General features: G+C 33.3%; 20 protein-coding genes. 15 read left to right on the top strand and 5 right to left on the bottom strand.

The genetic code is table 11. The annotated features are described in order from the left end of the window. Positions 1-201: 201 nt before the first annotated feature. From lon to cmk, 4 genes are all read left to right on the top strand, one after another. Positions 202-2655 carry an endopeptidase La gene (lon, locus tag V7719_RS13790; protein ID WP_335730509.1) on the top strand — a complete coding sequence of 818 codons (2454 nt, stop codon included), beginning with the start codon at positions 202-204 and terminating at the stop codon, positions 2653-2655. Beyond that, positions 2639-3436, top strand: coding sequence for a lytic transglycosylase (locus V7719_RS13785; protein WP_335730508.1), 798 nt, complete (start codon positions 2639-2641; stop codon positions 3434-3436). Before lon ends, V7719_RS13785 begins: the two co-directional genes overlap by 17 nt. 74 nt (positions 3437-3510) lie before the next feature. Beyond that, on the top strand, positions 3511-4533 hold the full coding sequence (gene porQ, locus V7719_RS13780; protein WP_335730507.1) for a type IX secretion system protein PorQ: 1023 nt from the start codon (positions 3511-3513) through the stop codon (positions 4531-4533). Next, a complete protein-coding gene (gene cmk, locus V7719_RS13775; protein WP_335730506.1) occupies positions 4530-5225 on the top strand; it encodes a (d)CMP kinase in 696 nt (231 codons plus the stop codon). Before porQ ends, cmk begins: the two co-directional genes overlap by 4 nt. 46 nt (positions 5226-5271) lie before the next feature. On the opposite strand, the gene V7719_RS13770 is transcribed toward cmk, so the two are convergent. Next, entirely contained in the window at positions 5272-5649 is a 378-nt protein-coding gene (locus V7719_RS13770) for a LysM peptidoglycan-binding domain-containing protein (RefSeq protein WP_335730505.1), read from the bottom strand. Positions 5650-5932: 283 nt separating this feature from the next. Between V7719_RS13770 and rpsA the strand changes: the two genes are divergently transcribed. From rpsA to V7719_RS13745, 5 genes are all read left to right on the top strand, one after another. Further along, the gene (rpsA, locus tag V7719_RS13765) at positions 5933-7783 is read left to right on the top strand and encodes a 30S ribosomal protein S1 (RefSeq protein WP_335730504.1); all 1851 of its coding nucleotides are present in this window, start codon (positions 5933-5935) and stop codon (positions 7781-7783) included. Between the two features lie 126 nt (positions 7784-7909). Next, positions 7910-8449, top strand: coding sequence for a bifunctional pyr operon transcriptional regulator/uracil phosphoribosyltransferase PyrR (gene pyrR, locus V7719_RS13760; RefSeq protein WP_335730503.1), 540 nt, complete (start codon positions 7910-7912; stop codon positions 8447-8449). 65 nt (positions 8450-8514) lie between these two features. Beyond that, positions 8515-9444 carry an aspartate carbamoyltransferase catalytic subunit gene (locus tag V7719_RS13755; RefSeq protein WP_335730502.1) on the top strand — a complete coding sequence of 310 codons (930 nt, stop codon included), beginning with the start codon at positions 8515-8517 and terminating at the stop codon, positions 9442-9444. Between the two features lie 4 nt (positions 9445-9448). After that, the gene (locus V7719_RS13750; RefSeq protein WP_335730501.1) at positions 9449-9781 is read left to right on the top strand and encodes a ribonuclease Z; all 333 of its coding nucleotides are present in this window, start codon (positions 9449-9451) and stop codon (positions 9779-9781) included. Positions 9782-9787: 6 nt separating this feature from the next. Next, positions 9788-10696, top strand: a complete 909-nt coding sequence (locus V7719_RS13745; RefSeq protein ID WP_335730500.1) for a ribonuclease Z — start codon at positions 9788-9790, stop codon at positions 10694-10696. On the opposite strand, the gene V7719_RS13740 is transcribed toward V7719_RS13745, so the two are convergent. Further along, a complete protein-coding gene (locus V7719_RS13740) occupies positions 10689-11114 on the bottom strand; it encodes a hypothetical protein (protein WP_335730499.1) in 426 nt (141 codons plus the stop codon). The two genes, V7719_RS13745 and V7719_RS13740, sit on opposite strands and share 8 nt — an antisense overlap. 82 nt (positions 11115-11196) lie before the next feature. Between V7719_RS13740 and pdxH the strand changes: the two genes are divergently transcribed. The 6 genes from pdxH to V7719_RS13710 all read left to right on the top strand — a co-directional run bounded on the left by pdxH (position 11197) and on the right by V7719_RS13710 (position 15861). Continuing rightward, positions 11197-11844: a pyridoxamine 5'-phosphate oxidase gene (gene pdxH / locus V7719_RS13735; RefSeq protein ID WP_335730498.1), complete on the top strand. Its 648-nt coding sequence runs from the start codon at positions 11197-11199 to the stop codon at positions 11842-11844. Between the two features lie 234 nt (positions 11845-12078). Further along, complete coding sequence (locus V7719_RS13730) at positions 12079-12573, top strand: CAP domain-containing protein (protein ID WP_335730497.1); 495 nt, start codon at positions 12079-12081, stop codon at positions 12571-12573. A gap of 492 nt (positions 12574-13065) precedes the next feature. Further along, positions 13066-13476: a hypothetical protein gene (locus V7719_RS13725; RefSeq protein WP_335730496.1), complete on the top strand. Its 411-nt coding sequence runs from the start codon at positions 13066-13068 to the stop codon at positions 13474-13476. Between the two features lie 83 nt (positions 13477-13559). Next, complete coding sequence (locus V7719_RS13720) at positions 13560-14642, top strand: hypothetical protein (protein ID WP_335730495.1); 1083 nt, start codon at positions 13560-13562, stop codon at positions 14640-14642. A gap of 13 nt (positions 14643-14655) precedes the next feature. Further along, positions 14656-15186 (top strand): DUF6705 family protein, encoded by a 531-nt coding sequence (locus V7719_RS13715; protein WP_335730494.1) that lies wholly within the window; start codon positions 14656-14658, stop codon positions 15184-15186. A 150-nt stretch (positions 15187-15336) separates the two neighbouring features. Next, entirely contained in the window at positions 15337-15861 is a 525-nt protein-coding gene (locus V7719_RS13710) for a DUF6705 family protein (RefSeq protein ID WP_335730493.1), read from the top strand. Between the two features lie 65 nt (positions 15862-15926). Here the strand turns inward: V7719_RS13710 and V7719_RS13705 are convergent, their stop codons facing one another. The 3 genes from V7719_RS13705 to V7719_RS13695 form a co-directional block, all read right to left on the bottom strand. Further along, entirely contained in the window at positions 15927-17861 is a 1935-nt protein-coding gene (locus tag V7719_RS13705) for an OmpA family protein (protein WP_335730492.1), read from the bottom strand. A gap of 11 nt (positions 17862-17872) precedes the next feature. Then, on the bottom strand, positions 17873-18790 hold the full coding sequence (locus V7719_RS13700) for a PorP/SprF family type IX secretion system membrane protein (protein ID WP_335730491.1): 918 nt from the start codon (positions 18788-18790) through the stop codon (positions 17873-17875). Positions 18791-18802: 12 nt separating this feature from the next. Then, a partial coding sequence (locus tag V7719_RS13695) for a gliding motility-associated C-terminal domain-containing protein (RefSeq protein ID WP_335730490.1) occupies positions 18803-21022 on the bottom strand: 2220 nt, incomplete at its 5' end.

The following is a 21022-nucleotide window of genomic DNA, read 5'->3' as shown; positions in this document are numbered from 1 at the left end:
GTGTATTTCTATTTGTTACACTTTTAGTAAAAAAAAATTTCATTCTGAAGAAGGGTAATGGCATAACTATTGAATTTAGATAAAGATATATAATTGCTTTAACATTGTAAGTTGTTGATTTTCAGAATTAAAAGCAATTATTCAAATTAATATAAATCTATAGTTTTGTCATTTTAATGACAGAATGACCAAAAAAATAATATGGCGAAGTCTAAATTTTTAAAGCTTGACAGTTTGTCATTTCAGGATTTTGATGAAAATTCAGAATTAATTCCTTTAATGACTCCTGAAGATGAAGCAGAAATAAATAACGAAGTGTTACCAGAATCCCTGCCAATTTTACCCTTGCGTAATACGGTATTGTTTCCAGGTGTTGTCATTCCGATTACTGCAGGACGTGATAAATCGATTAAACTTATCAAAGATGCAAATAACGGAAGCAAAGTTATTGGAGTCGTGTCTCAAAAGGATGAGCAAGTTGAAGATCCTACAGCGAAAGATATTTTCATGAAGGGAACTGTAGCACGTATTTTAAAAGTGCTCAAAATGCCTGATGGCAATACAACAATTATTATTCAAGGTAAGAAACGTTTTGAAATTCAAGATGTAGTTTCTGAAGAGCCTTATTTAACCGCTACGGTCAAGGATGTTCCTGAAGCTAAACCAGCAAATGATAATGAAGAGTTTTCCGCAATTATTGAATCAATTAAGGATTTATCTTTACAGATTATAAAGGATAGTCCAAGCATTCCAACCGAAGCATCTTTCGCTATAAAAAACATTGAAAGTAATTCGTTCTTGGTGAATTTTGTGTCTTCTAATATGAATCTTTCCGTAAGAGAAAAACAAGACTTACTAGAGATTAATGATTTAAAAGATCGTGCGCTTGCTACTTTAAAATTGATGAATGTCGAACTTCAGAAATTAGAGTTGAAGAATGATATTCAGTCTAAAGTGCAAAGTGACATGAATCAGCAACAGCGTGAGTATTTCTTGCACCAACAAATGAAAACCATCCAGGAAGAACTTGGAGGCGGTGTTTCTTCTGGTGAAGAGATTGAAGAAATGCGACTACGTTCGAAGTCTAAAAAATGGAATGAAACCGTAGCTGAACATTTTCATAAGGAATTATCAAAAATGCAACGAATGAATCCACAAGTTGCTGAGTATTCGATACAACGTAATTATTTAGACTTGTTTCTAGATTTACCTTGGGATGAGTTTAGTAAAGATAAATTTGATTTAAAGCGTGCGATGAAAATTTTAGATCGGGATCACTATGGATTAGACGATGTAAAAAAACGTATCATTGAATACCTTGCAGTTTTAAAAATACGTAACGATATGAAATCGCCAATTCTTTGTTTGTATGGACCTCCAGGTGTTGGTAAAACATCATTAGGTAAGTCGATAGCAGAAGCGTTGGGTAGAGAATATGTACGTATGTCCTTAGGTGGTTTACGAGATGAAGCTGAAATTCGCGGACATCGTAAAACCTACATTGGAGCCATGCCTGGACGTATTATTCAAAGTTTGAAAAAGGCAGGAACTTCCAATCCTGTATTTGTACTTGATGAAATTGATAAATTATCAAATTCAAATCAAGGGGATCCATCTTCAGCATTATTGGAAGTATTAGATCCAGAACAGAATAGCGAGTTTCATGATAACTTCTTAGAAATGGGATTTGATTTATCCAAAGTGATGTTTATTGCCACTTCTAATAGTTTAAATACCATTCAGCCAGCATTGTTAGATCGTATGGAACTTATAAATGTGACTGGTTACACAATCGAAGAGAAGGTTGAGATTGGTAAGCGTCATTTATTGCCTAAGCAATTAAAAGAGCATGGATTAACTGATAAACATCTTAAAATAGCGAAACCACAACTTGAGAAAATTGTTGAAGGTTACACTAGAGAATCTGGTGTACGTGGTTTAGAAAAGCAAATCGCAAAAATGGTACGTCATGCAGCCAAAAACATTGCGATGGAAGAGACGTATAATCTTAAAGTGACTAACGAAGATGTCATAGAGGTTTTAGGAGCTCCAAGATTAGAACGCGATAAATACGAAAATAATAATGTCGCAGGTGTTGTAACAGGTTTAGCTTGGACGAGAGTAGGAGGTGATATTTTATTTATCGAATCTATATTATCTAAAGGAAAAGGAAACTTATCCATAACAGGGAACTTGGGTAAAGTAATGAAAGAATCTGCTACAATCGCTATGGAATATATCAAAGCTAATGCAGATGAATTTGGAATTGACCCAGACGTTTTTGGTAAATATAACGTTCATATTCACGTACCAGAAGGTGCTACTCCAAAAGATGGACCAAGTGCAGGTGTGACTATGTTAACTTCTTTAGTATCTTTGTTTACACAACGTAAGGTCAAAAATAGTTTGGCTATGACTGGGGAGATTACTTTAAGAGGTAAAGTATTACCAGTTGGAGGAATAAAAGAAAAGATACTTGCAGCTAAACGAGCGAGAATTAAAGAGATTTTACTTTGTGAAGATAATAGACGAGACATCGATGAAATAAAACCGGAGTATTTAAAAGGGTTGACGTTTCATTATGTGAAAGACATGAGTGATGTCTTAAAACTTGCGTTAACGAATCAGAAAGTAAAAAATGCTAAAAAACTTTAAATTAATAGCTACAGTTTTGGTGTTAACAGCTTTAAGTTATGAAGCTGTTGCACAAACTGAAAAAGATGTTGTTTTAGACGGAAAACCAGCAAAACTGAATGTAAAAACAGGAGAAGTTAAATTAGTCGAACTCAAAACTATTAAAGGGAAAAAAATAGAAAAAGATACGGCTAAAGCAAAAACAATAATACAGGCTAGTCTTTTAGCTAATAGCTATAAGACTAGTAAAGGTGATAGCACAAAAATAATTGTTACTAATAGACCTGATACACTTAGCAGGAATTATAGAAAAGTAATAGATACTTCAGATCACGTTAAGATTGCCAAGTTATTAGTGACTTCAGATAATATGACTGCTATTGATTCAACAGAAGAAAAAAAGGCTGTAGAACTAGTGAAAATGACAACTTCAGACAAAGTCGAAAAAGCGACTACATTTGTCTATGATACGTCTTCAGCCGCAGTGGAAGAGGAAAACAGTACAGATTATCACAAGGTAGAAAAAGGAGAAACTTTATATTACCTGTCTAAGCTATACAATGTTACTTTGACTGATTTAAAAAAAGCTAATAATTTAGAAACTACACTTATCAAAATTGGTCAATATTTATATATTAGAAATTTTGACAAGTTAGATACTACAGATGTTTGGATTGTTTCAAAAGGGGATACTCTATATAGTATTGCAAAACGAAATAATACCACAGTAGCGACTATCAAATCATTAAATGGTTTGCATAGCAATTTGATTAAACCAGGTCAAAAACTTCAATTAAAATAGAATTCAGACATTTCAAAAAAATAAAATAGACATACATTCGTTTTAAGATAGATTTAGTTAATTTGCAAACTTATATGCTAAAGAAAATTACCACGATATTTTGTCTATTTATGACAAGCACTTTTTTTGCCCAAGTAGGAGGTGAATCGACATACCAATTTCTAAATTTAGTAGCATCACCTCGTCAAGCAGCACTTGGTGGCAAAGTAATTACCAATTACGATTATGACGTTACAGGTGGCCTATTTAATCCTGCGACGATTAACCCGGAAATGGATAACCAATTGTCATTAAACTATTCTAGTTATTTAGGAGGAATTAGCTACGGAACAGCAGCTTATGCTTATACTTGGGACAGACATGTTCAAACCTTGCATATTGGAATGACTTACATCAACTACGGAACATTTGATGGTTACGATCTTAATGGTGTATCTACTGGAACATTTACAGGAAATGAAGCAGCTTTGTCTGCTGGATATGCGTATCAAATTCCGTTTTCTGATTTTTATGTTGGTGCTAACTTGAAATTAATTACCTCAAAATTGGAGCAATACAACTCAATTGGAGTTGCTGCAGATTTTGGTGCCATGTATATTAATGAACGGTTAGATTTTCATGCTGCATTAACGGTTAGAAATATAGGAACACAAATCACAACTTATGCTGGTTTAAATGAAAAACTACCTTTAGATGTTACTTTAGGATTGTCACAAACTTTAGAAAATATGCCTTTGCGCTGGCATTTAACTTTTGAGAATTTACAAGCTTGGCCAATTGGGTTTTCAAATCCATCTCGAGCTACCACAGATTTAGATGGGAATCAAACTCAAGAAAAAGTAGGTTTTTTAAACGAAGTCTTGCGTCATACAATTATAGGTGCAGAATTATTTCCAGAAAGAGGTTTCAATATTAGGATGGCTTATAACTTTAGAAGAGCAGAAGAATTGCGTATTTTAGATCAACGAAATTTTTCTGGATTATCATTTGGTTTAGGCGTTAAGCTTAATAAAATGAGATTCAGTTATACGCACGCAAGATTTACGGGAGCAGGTAATGCTAATTTCTTTGGTGTACAAATAGATTTAAGAAAATGACAAAAATTACGATAGCCATTGACGGATTTTCTTCTACAGGAAAAAGTACTGTTGCCAAACAGTTGGCAAGAGCTTTAGGCTACGTCTATGTCGATTCTGGAGCAATGTATCGCGCAGTGACGTTGTATACGATGCGAAACGGATTTATAGAAACCGATTGTTTTGATGCTGAAGCGCTTATTTCTCAATTAGACGATATTAAAATCAGTTTTAAGTTTAATGAAGACTTAGGTTTTGCTGAAGTCTATCTCAATGGAGAAAATATTGAAAGAGATATTCGAACTCTACAAGTATCGCAATTTGTGAGTCAGGTAGCAACTATTTCTAAAGTTAGAGAGCAGTTAGTAAAGCAACAGAAAAACTTCGGAAAAGATAAAGGTGTGGTCATGGATGGACGCGATATTGGAACTGTTGTTTTTCCCGATGCCGAATTAAAGTTGTTTATGACAGCCTCCGCAGAAAAGAGAGCAAAACGACGATATGAGGAACTCATTGAAAGAGGAGATGATGTGTCTTATGAAGACGTTTTGAAAAATGTTCAAACCAGAGACCATATCGATTCTACAAGAGAAGACTCCCCTTTGAAAATGGCAGAAGATGCGATTAAAGTTGATAATTCTAATATGACATTAGATGAACAATTTGAATTTATTTTTAAGCTTTCCGAAGAGAAAATCAAAAACACTCCATAAAAAAAGCGACACTAGGTCGCTTTTTAGTTTTTATAATCTTGTCAATTTATAAGTTTGGTATAATTAATTCTTGATTAGGATGAATAATGTCTGGATTTTTTAAGATATCAGAATTCGCTGCAAAAATAGCTTGATATTTCGAAGCGTTGCCGTAATATTGCTTAGCTATTTTTCCTAAAGTTTCTCCGCTTTTTACTGTATGTCTGTGATAAACAGATTCATCTGCCACTTTAATATTGGCCATAATATCTGCTGGGTTATCACCACCTGCTGCTTTAATGCTGTCCCATATTAAATCTTTTTCGTATTGAGTTTTTGCAGTTCCTGTTACTTTTAATACGCCATTTTCTTCTTTTACATCACCATTTTCGATGTTCAATGATTGTCCTAAGTCTAATACGCTTTGGTATTTTGATCTCACCATAATATTTGTTTTTAATTAGTATTAATACTATTGTAAATATACCAAATTATGTGCCAAAAATTAAAACAGAACATAGTGATTTTTTTACATATTTAAATTCTGAAATTCAATAGGTTAGACAATACCGTTTTTATTTTGTTTTATAGTATATAAAGTGTATTTTTGCACTCCTTTTAGCGAGATATAGAAAGATGAGAGGAACAAATTATAACAATCAATAACACTTCTGTGTGTTATCGCTTAATTCTTTCAAACGTACAGAATACAAATTTTAATTCAGAACATGTCTGAAAAAGAAACAAAAAAAGCCGAAGTAGAAACTACCGAAGCTGTAATTGAAACAACAGAAACTACAGTTGTTGAAACTCCGAAAGTGGAGGAAGTAAATCCAGAACAATTCTTAAAAGATTTCAATTGGCACAATTACGAAGAAGGAATTGATCCTGTCGATGAAAAACAATTAGAAGAGTTTGAAAAATTAGTATCTGAAAATTTTGTAGATACCTTAGATGACGAAGTTGTAGAAGGTACAGTTATTCATTTATCAGATCGTGATGTTATTATTGACATTAATGCTAAGTCTGAAGGTGTAATCTCTCTTAATGAGTTCCGTTACAATCCAGATTTAAAAGTTGGTGATAAAGTAGAAGTATTAATTGATGTTCGTGAAGACGCAACTGGTCAATTGGTATTATCTCACAGAAAAGCTCGTGTAATCAAAGCATGGGATCGTGTAAACAGCGCACATGACACTGGTGAAATCGTAAACGGTTTTGTAAAATGCAGAACTAAAGGAGGTATGATCGTTGATGTATTTGGTATTGAAGCATTCTTACCAGGTTCTCAAATCGATGTGAAGCCAATTAGAGATTATGATCAGTATGTAAATAAAACAATGGAATTCAAAGTTGTGAAAATCAACCACGAATTTAAAAACATTGTAGTTTCTCATAAAGCGCTTATTGAAGCAGATATTGAGGAGCAGAAAAAAGAAATCATTAGTCAATTAGAAAAAGGTCAAGTATTAGAAGGTATCGTTAAGAACATTACTTCTTACGGTGTGTTTATTGATCTTGGTGGCGTTGACGGATTAGTTCATATCACAGATTTATCTTGGTCAAGAATTAATCATCCAAATGAAATCGTAGAATTAGACCAGAAATTAAACGTGGTAATCTTAGACTTTGATGAAGATAAGTCTAGAATCCAATTAGGTCTTAAGCAATTGAGTAAACATCCTTGGGAAGCTTTAGGTGAAACTGTAAAAGTTGGTGATAAAGTAAAAGGAAAAGTTGTTGTTATTGCTGATTACGGTGCATTCGTAGAAGTAGAAGAAGGTGTAGAAGGGTTAGTTCACGTAAGTGAAATGTCTTGGTCAACACATTTACGTTCTGCTCAAGATTTTGTAAAAGTTGGAGATGAAATCGATGCTGTGATTTTAACACTTGATAGAGAAGATCGTAAAATGTCTCTTGGTATTAAGCAATTAACACCAGATCCATGGACAGATATTACTACTAAGTATCCTGTAGGTTCTAAACATTCAGGTATCGTACGTAACTTTACAAACTTTGGTGTTTTTGTTGAATTAGAAGAAGGTATCGACGGATTAATTTATATCTCTGATTTATCTTGGACTAAGAAAATCAAACATCCTAGTGAGTTTACTAACGTAGGTGATACATTAGAGGTTGTTGTATTAGAATTAGATGTTGAAGGACGTAAATTATCTTTAGGTCATAAACAAACAACGGTTAACCCTTGGGATAAGTATGAAACTGAGTTCGCTTTAGGAACAGTACATACTGCAGAGATTGCTGAAATCGTAGACAAAGGTGCTACAATAGACTTTAACGAAGATATCGTTGCTTTTGTACCATCACGTCACTTAGAAAAAGAAGACGGAAACAAGCTTAAGAAAGGTGAATCTACTGAGTTTAAAATCATTGAATTTAACAAAGAATTTAAACGTGTAGTCGCTTCTCATACTGCAATCTTCAAAGAAGAAGAAATGGCAAATGTAAAAGCAGCTGTTAAGAAGCAAACTGCTCAAGCAGCAGAAGCAAAACCAACCTTAGGTGATGCTAACGAAGCTTTACAAGCGCTTAAAGATAAATTAGACGGGAAGAAATAATTCCTTGAAATTTTGAATATTAAAAAGCCTCTCAGAAATGAGAGGCTTTTTTTATTGATTTATAAAACCATTGCAAACCCTAATTTTTTAGCTTAACTTTGTTCACCAAACACGTTTGGAACCCATATGAGTCAAAAAGTTTTACTTAATGCTAAAGAGGTAAACATCATTCTTCATCGATTGGCTTGTCAACTTATTGAAAATCACAACGACTTTTCTAATACTGTTATTATCGGATTGCAACCTAGAGGTAAATTCCTAGCTAATCGTTTGGCAACAATGCTTAAAGACGATTACAAGATTAAGAATATTCAGTTAGGTCATCTCGATATTACATTCTTTAGAGACGATTTTAGAAGAGGCGAGAAGATTCTAGAAGCGAATACCACAGAAATTGATTTTATAGTAGAAAATAAAAACATTGTTTTTGTAGATGATGTCCTATATACAGGACGAAGTATTAGAGCGGCATTAACAGCTATACAATCGTTTGGCAGACCAAATGAAATAGAATTACTAACGTTAATTGATCGACGTTTTAGTAGACATTTACCAATTCAGCCTAATTATAGAGGTCGACAGGTAGATGCCATAAATGAAGAAAAAGTAAAAGTAAATTGGTTAGAAAACGAAGGCGAAGACTCAGTTTATCTAGTGAATAGTTAAAAGTGAATAATTAAAAATTGCATCTGAGTAGTGAATACTGAGACCGCAAATTGAATACTAAAAAAATGAGCGAATTAAGTGTTAATCACTTATTAGGAATTAAATATCTAAACAAAAAGGATATTCAATTAATTTTTGAAACTGCAGATCATTTCAAAGAAGTGATTAATAGACCTATAAAAAAAGTGCCATCGCTTAGAGATATTACTATTGCTAACTTATTTTTCGAAAACTCAACACGTACAAAATTATCTTTTGAATTGGCAGAAAAACGTCTCTCTGCAGATGTCATCAACTTTTCAGCATCTCAATCTTCTGTAAAAAAGGGAGAAACACTAATAGATACAGTGAACAATATCCTATCTATGAAAGTTGATATGGTGGTGATGCGTCATCCAAACCCTGGGGCTGGTGTGTTTTTATCACGGCATGTAGATGCAAGTATTATCAATGCAGGTGATGGTGCTCATGAGCATCCTACACAAGCTTTATTAGATAGTTACTCCATTAGAGAACGCTTAGGAGAAGTTAAAGGGAAAAACGTAGTTATTGTTGGAGATGTGTTGCATAGTAGAGTAGCGTTGTCTAATATATATGCACTACAGTTACAAGGTGCTAATGTGATGGTTTGCGGACCAAAAACATTACTTCCGAAGTATATAAAAGATTTAGGTGTAAAAGTTGAAACTGATTTACGTAAAGCGCTTAACTGGTGTGATGTAGCGAATATGTTGCGCGTACAAAATGAACGTATGGATATAAGTTATTTTCCATCTACACGAGAATACACACAACAATATGGAGTCAATAAATTGCTTTTAAATTCTTTAGATAAGGAAATTACCATTATGCATCCTGGACCTATCAATCGCGGTGTAGAAATCACAAGTGATGTTGCCGATTCTGATCAGGCCATTATTTTAGATCAGGTTCAAAATGGCGTGGCTATAAGAATGGCAGTAATTTACTTATTGGCATCCAAAATAAAACATTAAGATTATGATTTTTGATAAAGACGGAAATACATCTATTATAACCCAAGAGAAAGTATCAATTATAGAATTAGTAAAAAAAATTGATGTTTTATACGAGCGATTTAGAAATGATAATATTATGGTATGCCTAACGACTCTTGATAAAGTCACTTTACCACATATCGTTGAGTTTTTACAATTGTCTAATAAACATAGAAGAGCAAAACATTCGTTTGTCATCGTAACAGATAAAACTAACCTTGATGAAACTCCAGATGAAATTGTTGTCGTACCTACCATGCAAGAAGCTTACGATATTATTGAGATGGAGGAGATAGAACGTGATTTAGGGTTTTAATTGACTATGAAGTTAACTATTCTAGGCTGTTACAGCGCAACACCACAAGTACATACAAATCCAACGGCTCAAATTCTTGAGATAAATAACCATACGTTTTTAATCGATTGTGGAGAAGGTACCCAAGTTGAGTTACGTAGAAATAAAGTGAAGTTTAGTAGAATAAAACACATCTTTATTTCTCATTTACATGGTGATCATTGTTTTGGTTTAGCAGGATTAATTTCGACATTTCGATTGCTAACTCGTGAAGCCGATTTACACATTTATGCACCTAAAGGCTTAAAAGAAGTGATTACACTTCAAATGAAATTATCAGCATCTTGGACAAATTATAAATTGATTTTTCATGAGCTAACAGCTTCAACTTCGGAAATGATATATGAAGATGATAAAGTAGAAGTTTATACGATTCCTTTAGATCATCGAATTTATACGAACGGATTTCTTTTCAAGGAAAAATCAGGAGATCGTAAATTGGATATGAATGCTGTCCTGAATGCTGATATTGATGTCGCCTATTATCGAAAGTTAAAACAAGGTGCTGATGTTCCTGATAATAACGGAGGAATTGTCAAAAATGAATCAGTGACTCGAAATCCAAAACCACCAAAAAGCTACGCGTTTTGTAGTGATACAGCATATAACGAAGCGATTATACCAATCATTAAGAATGTAGATGCACTATACCATGAGTCGACATTTATTGAAAAAAATAAAGCATTGGCTTTGCATTCAAAACACTCTACAGCCAAACAAGCTGCTACTATTGCAAAAAAAGCTAATGTAGGTCAGTTAATTCTTGGACATTATTCGACGAGATACGATGATTTAAGTGCTTTTAAAACTGAAGCACAGGCCATATTTTCGAATGTCGAACTGGCTCAAGATGGGAAAGAATTTAATTTCAATTAGTTTCCTTTTTAAACTCTTCTAACGCTATCATCCATTCAATAGCTTCTTCTAAACTACGACATCTTTTGAGGCTCTTTTTAAAGAAATGTTTTTCTAATGAAGAATTGAGATAACCGAAATCGCTATAAGTCACAACAGCACTTGCAACTAAAAAGTCATATTCATTATTAAAATCAAGCCATAATTGAGGTTCGAAAGAGTAGGAGTTGATTCGATTTGCAATATAACCTATTCTGATATCGTTACTTATTTCTTCAGAAAATTTGTTAATCAATTCACTAACCATGGTAAAATCAACATGAATACCTTCGTTTAATTCTGAGATAGCAAAATGTTTAGTGATGTATAAGTTTCCGAAGGTGAAACCGACTTTTTTATATTCTAAAAGTTTAGAATATTTACTGTTTTCAAATTTCATTAGAAGGGATTATTCCTTAAATTTATAAGAAATAAATGAAGCTAAGAAAGAAAAGTAATAATAAATCCTTTAAATAGTTATAATGAATACAGACTTAGGTGATTATAGAGAGTCATATGAAAAGCAAGAATTACTCGAAAATAATGTGAGTGATAACCCGATGGAGGTATTCCAAAAATGGTTTCTTGAAGTCGATGAGAATTTTGATGTTGGAGAAACCAATGCTATGACATTGAGTACTTTGGGATTAGATGGTTTTCCAAAAGGTAGAGTAGTGCTATTAAAAAAATATACTTACGAAGGTTTTATTTTTTATACCAACTATGAAAGCGAAAAGGGTAGAGCCATTGCTAATAACCCAAATGTATGCCTTTCCTTTTTTTGGCCTGCAGCCGAACGTCAAATCATTATAAAGGGAAAAGTTGAAAAGATTGCTGAGAATTTAAGTGATGGTTATTTTGAATCTAGACCAAGAGGAAGCCAACTTGGAGCATTGGTGTCTCATCAAAGTGAACCTATAGAAAATCGAGATGTTATTGAACAACGCCTGGAAAGCTTAGAAAAAGAATTTGAGGGAAAGGAAATTCCTCGACCAGAATTTTGGGGCGGATTTATAGTCAAGCCTGTAGAAATTGAATTTTGGCAAGGTCGTCCTAACCGATTACACGATAGATTACGTTATCAATTGGATGAGGAATTCAATTGGAATTTAGATCGTTTATCACCTTAAACTCCTTTAATCTTATTTCTTCAAGTCTTAAAAACTTATAATTTGTACGAATATTCTTAATTTATATTGTATTTAATCGATAACATGCATGTTTTATCGTTTAAATAACCAATAATGTATATATTTACGATGTAATACACAATTGTTTAATACTGCCCTGTTTTAAACAATTGATTTTATAAAAAATGATTTAGAACCCCAATTCTGAATTACCAAATCTAAATAACCTACATTATGAAACCTACCAAGTTATTGCCTATTATGGCTTTAGTTGCTTTATTAACGTTTTCTTGTTCTACTGAAAACTTTCCAGATGAGACAATTGATAGTATGTCATTACCTGTCCCTCCAGCAGCAAAAACAATCGAAATAGAAATTTTAGAGTTGATTAACGCTCATAGAATTAATGAAGGTTTAACGCCTTTAAATAACCATAACATTATTAAATCTGTAGCTTATACGCACACCGATTATATGGTAGAAGTTAATAATGTATCTCACGATAATTTTTTCCAACGTAAAAACAGTCTAATAGACAATGCAGATGCAACTAAAGTTTCAGAAAATGTAGCTTATGCGTTTAATTCTGCTGAATCTGTTGTTAATGCCTGGATAAATAGTGATGGACACAGACAAAATATTGAAGGTGATTATACCGACTTTGATATCTCTGCAGAACAAAATGAAGAAGGAAAATGGTATTATACAAACATCTTTATAAAAAGATAAACGTTTAAAAATTGATTAATAGCAAATCGTTATTTTTAGAGCCACAGTTTTACTGTGGCTTTTTTCATGATTTATAATGGGTAAATAATGAAATGGGAACTTTTTTATGTACACTATACATTAATGACGTGATGAAGTTTTTAGTTTTTCTCTGATATGATCTTAATTGAAATCTCTTGCCTTCGCATAGCATCAGCACGGTCATAATTTTAATTCTCATAAAACGCAAAAACCTTTTTGAATTCCATAAAATATAATCAAAAATTGATGCAATTGGCTATAAACCAATGTGGACTATAATAAGCAAAATATTCAATTACGTAGCACAATAATTAAATACTCAAAAAGCAAGAAAATTACTTTGTTAAAGTAGTATTATTCTTATATTTGAATATTCTATTTTAATTTTTTTAAAGACTAATTCGCATGCTGTTATCCTTCTATATTATAGTTGGTGTAATCCGTTTTAATCTTAAATTAATTAAATAAAGAATGAAGAAAAATTTCAAAAGATTCCCAAAACTTCTAATCCTATTCCTAGTCATTTGTTTTAGTGGATGTCAAAAAGATGATGTCATCGAACCCAGTAAAGTTCCTATACTAAATGAATTGTCAGTTTTTAAAATTGAAAAATCAATAAACCCAGACATTATAAAAAACAAAGGGCTTTCAGCGAAGTTAGTAACCTTAACTTCTAATATCAATTCAAACGACTCTGTTCTTAATAGATCGGTGTCATTTTCTGAATACGGCTTTACTGTAGATACTGAAGTGGCCAATTACATTGAGTTTGGCAATTACCATTCCTATACTTTTCCCTTAGAAAGAGATATTGATAATGGTCTTATGGAAAATTTATTATTAAGTTTAGAAGATGACGGGAGTTATGAAGCTTTTTTGTAAGCTATGACATTAGCGTTGAAGAAAAACAGCGAATTCAAAACAATGAAGAAGTAGACTTAAGCGATAAAGTTAGTTATACAATTTTGGAGGACAATGATTTGGGAAATAGTCTCCTTTCAAGAATAGGAGGAGTTGGTGATGGCGGTTGTTACGATTTTGTAGATGTTGTTCCAAGGTGTCGGTATTTAGGGAGACATACGGCTGAAGATATAGAAACAGGGTCTAATGGAGGATTTGATTGTGCCCAAAAATATGAAGGTATACCAGAACCATATAGAGTACTATATCTCACAGAATGTGGTCAAGGCGGTTTTGGAATAACACCAAATAACGATCCTAGTCCCTATGATGATTACGGAAATCCTATAGGTCAAGGTGGTGGTGGAAACACTATTCCTATTCTTGTAGATAATCCTGTTACAATACCAATTGTTCCTAGAGCCATACTTAGTCCAGCAGATATAATAGAATGTACGAAGGTAACAGATTTTATAAATGATCCAGCAAACGATGATTTTAAACAAGAGCTTATAGATCTGGCAAGCGAAGCAAATTTGAGCTTAGATTTTGAAAAAGGGATTGCAAAATACGAAAACACAGTAGGTGTCTCAAATTTTCAAGGAACCAATGCTAGTCCAAAAGTTGAGATTACGATTGGAGTTAATAAGTTCAAAGCAATGGGACATAATCATCCAGATACATCTATACCAAGTCTCCCCACTTTTTCTCCTGGCGATTTAATAGGAGTAGCTAAGGCAATAAGATTAAATAAATTAGACACAACATCTTTTGTTCTATTTGTGGCGACCAAACAAGGAACCCAATATGCTATCACAATTAATGACCCTGTTAAGTTTTTGGATTTCTTTTTTTTTGCAACATTTAATAGTGTAACTGATGTTGGTGATTTTGCTGAGTATCAAAGATATAATAACTCCAAAGATGTTTTTACACCTCTTTTTGATGAATATTTTAATCCAAAAGAGACTCCGAAAATAACACCAACAACACCTAATGAAGACGCAGTTAGGGAGTTTTTAAATTTCATGAACGCAGCAGATGCCGGTTTTACTTTATTTGAAACCGATGAAAGTTTTAACACATATACTAAAGTAGATTTAAATAATAATGGCGTAGTTGTTAGACTACCACCTTGTCAAAATTAAAACAAAAAATATTATGAAAACAACATTTTATACACTACTACTCATAGTCCTATTCTCTTGTAAATCACAACAAGTTTATGGTCAGCATGATTTAAATAATTTAACCCCATTTGTTGGTACTTGGGAAAATACAAATGGCAACCAAATTTTTAGGGTCACTTTTTATATTGATAATTTATATATAAAAGGAGACTATCAACTTGTAGAAGTTGATAATGGATCTGAAACGCTACTATATAGATCTAACTTTGACTTTGATATAAATGGTACAACTTATAATAACGGTTATGCCATTTTTGGCGGATCTGATAATGGTATATTAATGGGGGCACAAATAGAAGATAATACCATAGGCTATGAGAATGGTGAACGAAATAAAAAAGATGGTATATTAGGATTTACCATACAGCCAATACCGCCATTATGTCTAAACTGTATCATAACAGCAGAATGGAAAGTTAAAACACGAGGAGGTAATCTAATTGATGGGGATCCACTAATTTTTAATATCCCAACCGATATTATACTGACCAAAGTAAATTAGGAATACAGTGAGAATTATAAAAAAGCTTTGGGTAACATCAAAGCTTTTTTTTTGTTAAAACTCAGTTGCTATCTCAAATGTAGTGTTTACTCATTTTGGATTGTAATGCTATACTATTAGCTATAGTTTTGGCTAAAGAAATTAAACATAATGAAAACAACATTTTATACACTACTACTCATAGTCCTATTCTCTTGTAAATCACAACAAGTTTATGGTCAGCATGATTTAAATAATTTAACCCCTTTTGTAGGTACATGGGAAAATACAAATGGGAATCAAACTTTTAGAGTCACTTTTTATATTGATAATTTATATGTAAAAGGGGATTATCAACTTGTAGAAGTTAATAATGGATCAGAAACACTACTATATAAATCCAATTTTGATATACCAGGGACAACTTATAATAATGGTTATGCTATTTTTGGTGGATCTAAAAATGGTACAGTATTGGGAGCTCACATAGAAGACAATACCATAGGTTATGAAAATGGAGAACGAAAAAATAAATTTGGAGATTTAAGATTAACAATACTGCCAGTGCAGCCGCTGTGTTTAAACTGTACCATAACAGCAGAATGGAAAATTAAAAGATCTAATGGTGTTCGAATGAGTAACGAACCATTAAATTATAATATCCCAACAGATATGATATTGACCAAAGTAAATTGAGGGTGTATAAAAAAAGCAGACCTTAATTAGGTCTGCTTTAAACAAATTTAGTTTAGAGGGTAATATTATTCTTTTAAGATGTAGAAGTACGAACGTCTATTTAATTGGTGCTCTTTTGGGGTACATTTCACACCATTAGAACATTTATTAAGTAATTGGTATTCTCCAAATCCAATAGCGCTTTCTATACGTTCTCGAGCAATTCCTCTTGAAATAATATATTCCATTGTAGATTTTGCTCTTCTATCAGATAATTTCTCATTGTATTTATCGCGACCACGACTATCTGTATGCGATTCAATTTTAATCACCATTGTAGGATGCGCTCTCATAACATCTACGATATTCTCAAGTTCGTATTGTGCATCTGTTCTAATATTCGATTTATCAAAATCAAAGAAAATTGGGTTGATGACAATCTGATTATCATTAATTAATGACTCTAAGTATAGATCTGCCTCAGTAACTTTTTCATGTTCACTGTCTGTAACGACTTGTTTTTGATCGTCTTTATAGTCTTCTTTATTACCAATAACCGTATAGTTGTTTTTACAATCGGCTGTAAACAGATAGCTACCATCTGCGCCAGTTTCAACTTCGACAATAACTTTACCAACATCGTTTATCAACTTCACAGTAACACCAGCTAAAATTTCGTTGGTATTTTTATCTCTTGTAATTCCTTTTATCGTTTGAATACAAATTGAAGCATCAAAACTATAAATATCATCACTACCTTGACCATCTGGTCGGTTTGAAGAGAAATATCCAGTATGTTCATTTTCAGCTTTGGCAGTATTTTTGAAATATGCAAAATCGTCGTAACCACTATTATATGGAGCGCCTAGATTTTCTGGTTCTGAAGTCTCATCTTTTAGAATATTAGATTTAAATATATCTAAGAACCCTAAGTTAAGATGTCCATCAGAAGAAAAGTAAAACGTACTGTCTTTTGCGATAAACGGAAACATTTCGCGACCTTCAGTGTTCACTTTTTCACCTAAATTTCTAGGTTCAGAATAGTCGTTTTCTCCATTAATATCTACAACATAAATATCAGTATGTCCAATACCGCCTTCACGATCAGATACAAAATATAATTGTTTGTTGTCTGCACTCAAGGCTGGGTGACCAGTTGAGAACACTTCGTCATTAAATGGCAATTCTAAAATATTGTCCCATTGTTCACCAACTAATGTCGCTTTGTATAATTTAAGATGTGTTGTTCCTTTTTCATCATACTTCACTTTTTTAGTACTCTTACCAACATTATCTCTTGTGAAATACATGGTATTTCCATCAGTGGTAATCGCTACTGAAGCTTCGTGAAAATCGGTGTTTATTTTTTCCGCAGAAATAAAACCAGGTGCACCATAAGTAACGGTATCTTCTTTTTTCTCAACGTTTACCTGATAGATATCCAAGAAAGGTTCCTCGTTCCAACTATAGCGTTTCTTTTCGTCTGTATTTCTAGCCGATGCAAAATATAGCTGACCATCATGTATATAAGATCCAAAATCTGAATACTTAGAGTTAAATGGCAAATTCTGAAGTTTGACAATGCTATTCTTTTCTGAACTTGCTAGTTCATCGTACTTTGCAATATTTTCAGGATTATAACCTTTAATACGTGTATCGTTATTCTGGATTTCCATGAATTTTTTCATCCAAGACTCTGCGTCTTCATATTGTCCCAAACTACGTAACGACTGAATATGTTTGTATATATACTCAGGATTCATATCATCTTGACCATACTTTTCAAGTGCTTTTTTATACCAAAATGCAGCTTTATCGGATTTAGAATTGTTATAGTAACAATCACCAAGACGAGTTAATACATGCAGACTTGTGTCTCCTTTTTTGAGAACTTCTTCATAAAGTTCTGTGGCTTTTACATACCCGAAGTTGCTAAAAAACTTATCAGCAAGCTTTTCTTGGGCAATCATAATTGTGCTACTAAGCGCCAATATTAAGATTAAAAACTTTGATTTCATCATTGATTTGGTTTTTAGAAGTATCTAGGTGATTTAATACGCTTGCTTTTAAATATTTCGAACATTAATAGAACTTCATGAGTTCCACTAGTATAGGCTCTTAAGTCAGAAATAGGATACTCGTAAGCATACCCAACTCGTAACTGTTTCGATATTTGAAAATCGGCCAAACCACCAATGGCAGATGCACGTTCGTTAATTCTATAACTAGCACCTACCCAAAACTTTTCATAGAATAAAAAGTTCGCAGTAAGGTCAAAAGATAACGGTGCACCACTTGTCGCTTTTAAAAGCGCGGCAGGCTTTAGCTTTGTGTTTTCACTTAAGTCGAATACATAGCCACCAGTAAAGTAATAACTAATCCTTTCTAGCGATTGAAACTCTGCATCACCAGTGTAATCAGTATTTAATATTCTAGGAGCAGAAAGTCCTAAATACCATTTTTGACTATGCCAGTACACACCTGTACCTATGTTTGGTTTCCATCGGTCTTCAAAACCGAAAATTACTGGATCATGAGCTTGGGATTGCTGAAAATCTGCATCCAAACTATAACTTGTAAATCCAGCTTTTACACCGAAGGCTAACTTACTATTTTCACCTGTTGGAATCGTATATGAAAAATCTCCATATAGGTATGAAAAGTTTTGATATCCTAGTTCGTCGTTTATAAACGAGATACCAAGACCAACTCTTTCATTTCTCATTGGTGCATGTATAGATAGTGTTTGAGTTTGCGGACCTCCTTCGAGACCAACCCACTGACTTCTATGTAACCCTACAACACTTAATGTTTCTCTACTTCCTGCATAAGCTGGATTTATTGAAATCGTATTGTACATATACTGAGTAAACTGCGGAAGCTGCTGTGCAACACCCATCCAGCTACTGAATAGTATAAACGCTATTATGTTAAACTTGACTAATTTCATATAGGTTAAGATTTATTTTGTTGAAACATAGATTGGTCCTGTAATTGGTTTTAATTCTAATTCACCAGTACTATCTATTAGTTTAATTACGTAATAATAAGTTCCTGTTGGCACAAAGTTTGAATTTCCTATGGAAGCATTAGATGCTGTACCATTCCAATCATTTTGATAATTAGGATTGTCATAAATTTTTGCTCCCCAACGGTTAAAGATTTGTAATTCGAGAACAAAACCACAGTCTTCAACTCCACTAATTACAAAGAATTCATTAATCCCATCAAAGTTAACAGTTACAGCTTTAGAGATGATAACATCTTCTTGACCACAAGGTAATACCACACAATCATCATGAACTGTAATAGTTACTTCTGTTTCACTTGGACAATCACTATCTGTAAGTACATATCTTACGACATAGTCACCAAGATCAACTGTTGTTGGATCAAAGAAGCTTCCATTTAAGGTTACATCTCCTGAAACTACTTCCCAAGTTCCGGTTGCGTCATAATCACCAGTTAAAGAATCGAATAAATCGAATGTAGTATCATCAATACAAAGCGGAACATCAAATGCTACTATTGTATTCTCTGTAGAGACGTTAATAGTTTGAGTAAAAATATCCTCATTTCCACATTCGTCACTTACGATCCAATCTCTAATAATCATATAATCTGCTGAAGTTCCATCAGACGTAGAAGTTTCGTTAATTTCTACAATCATACTTGTAGAACAAGCATCTTCGAAAATTAATTCTGGGATTTCAGGAATATCTGAACATACGACACTTATATTTTCTTCTAATTCACCAACTAGAGTTGGAGCCGTGTTATCTTCAACAGAAATCGTTTGTATAAGTGAAGTTGCGTTTTCACATTCATCAGTTACTGTCCAAACTCTTGTAATAATAAATTCATTAGCACATTCACCTTCAGTAATTTCATCAGCAAACGTAGCTTCTAAACCAATAGAACAGTTATCAAATTCATCAGTCACATCACCAGTCAAAGTTAAATCGGTTGCATCTTGATTACATTCAATTGAAAGATCTCCAGGTACCGTAAATGTTGGTGCAGTGTTATCTTCAATTGAAATCGTTTGAACCAATGTCGTTGTATTTTCACAATCATCACTTAATGTCCATGTTCTCGTGATAACAAATTCGTTAGCACAACTTCCATCAGTAGTTTCATCAGTAAATGTTGCTTCAAGATCTGTAGAACAGTTATCAGCTTCATCCGTCACATCACCAGTTATAGTAACGTCTGTCATATCGACATCACATTCTAAAGTCATATCTGCAGGCACTGTAAATGTTGGTGCGGTGTTATCTTCAATTGAAATCGTTTGAACCAATGTCGTTGTATTTTCACAATCATCACTTAATGTCCATGTTCTCGTGATAACAAATTCGTTAGCACAACTTCCATCAGTAGTTTCATCAGTAAATGTTGCTTCAAGATCTGTAGAACAGTTATCAGCTTCATCCGTCACATCACCAGTTATAGTAACATCTGTCATATCGACATCACATTCTAAAGTCATATCTGCAGGCACTGTAAATGTTGGTGCGGTGTTATCTTCAATAGAAATCGTTTGAACTAAAGTCGTTGTATTATCACAGTCATCAGTTAATGTCCAAGTTCTAGTAATTATTGATTCGTTTGCACAAGTACCATCAGCTGTAGCATCAGTAAATGTTGCATCAAGATCTGTAGAACAGTTATCCGCTTCATCTGTTACATCACCAGTTAAGGTCATATCAGATGCATCTTGATCACATTCTAGAGTTACATCTGCCGGCACTGTAAATGTTGGTGCAGTGTTATCTTCAATTGAAATCGTTTGAACTAAAGTCGTTGTATTATCACAGTCATCAGTTAATGTCCAAGTTCTAGTAATTATTGATTCGTTTGCACAAGTACCATCAGCTGTAGCATCAGTAAATGTTGCATCAAGATCTGTAGAACAGTTATCCGCTTCATCTGTTACATCACCAGTTAAGGTCATATCAGATGCATCTTGATCACATTCTAGAGTTACATCTGCCGGCACTGTAAATGTTGGTGCAGTGTTATCTTCAATTGTAATCGTTTGAACTAAAGTCGTTGTATTATCACAGTCATCAGTTAATGTCCAAGTTCTAGTAATTATTGATTCGTTTGCACAAGTACCATCAGCTGTAGCATCAGTAAATGTTGCTTCAAGATCTGTAGAACAGTTATCCGCTTCATC

It is taken from the genome of Psychroserpens sp., assembly GCF_036960315.1.
Classification (GTDB): Bacteria; Bacteroidota; Bacteroidia; order Flavobacteriales; family Flavobacteriaceae; genus Psychroserpens.
This window is presented reverse-complemented; position numbering and strand designations above follow the sequence as displayed.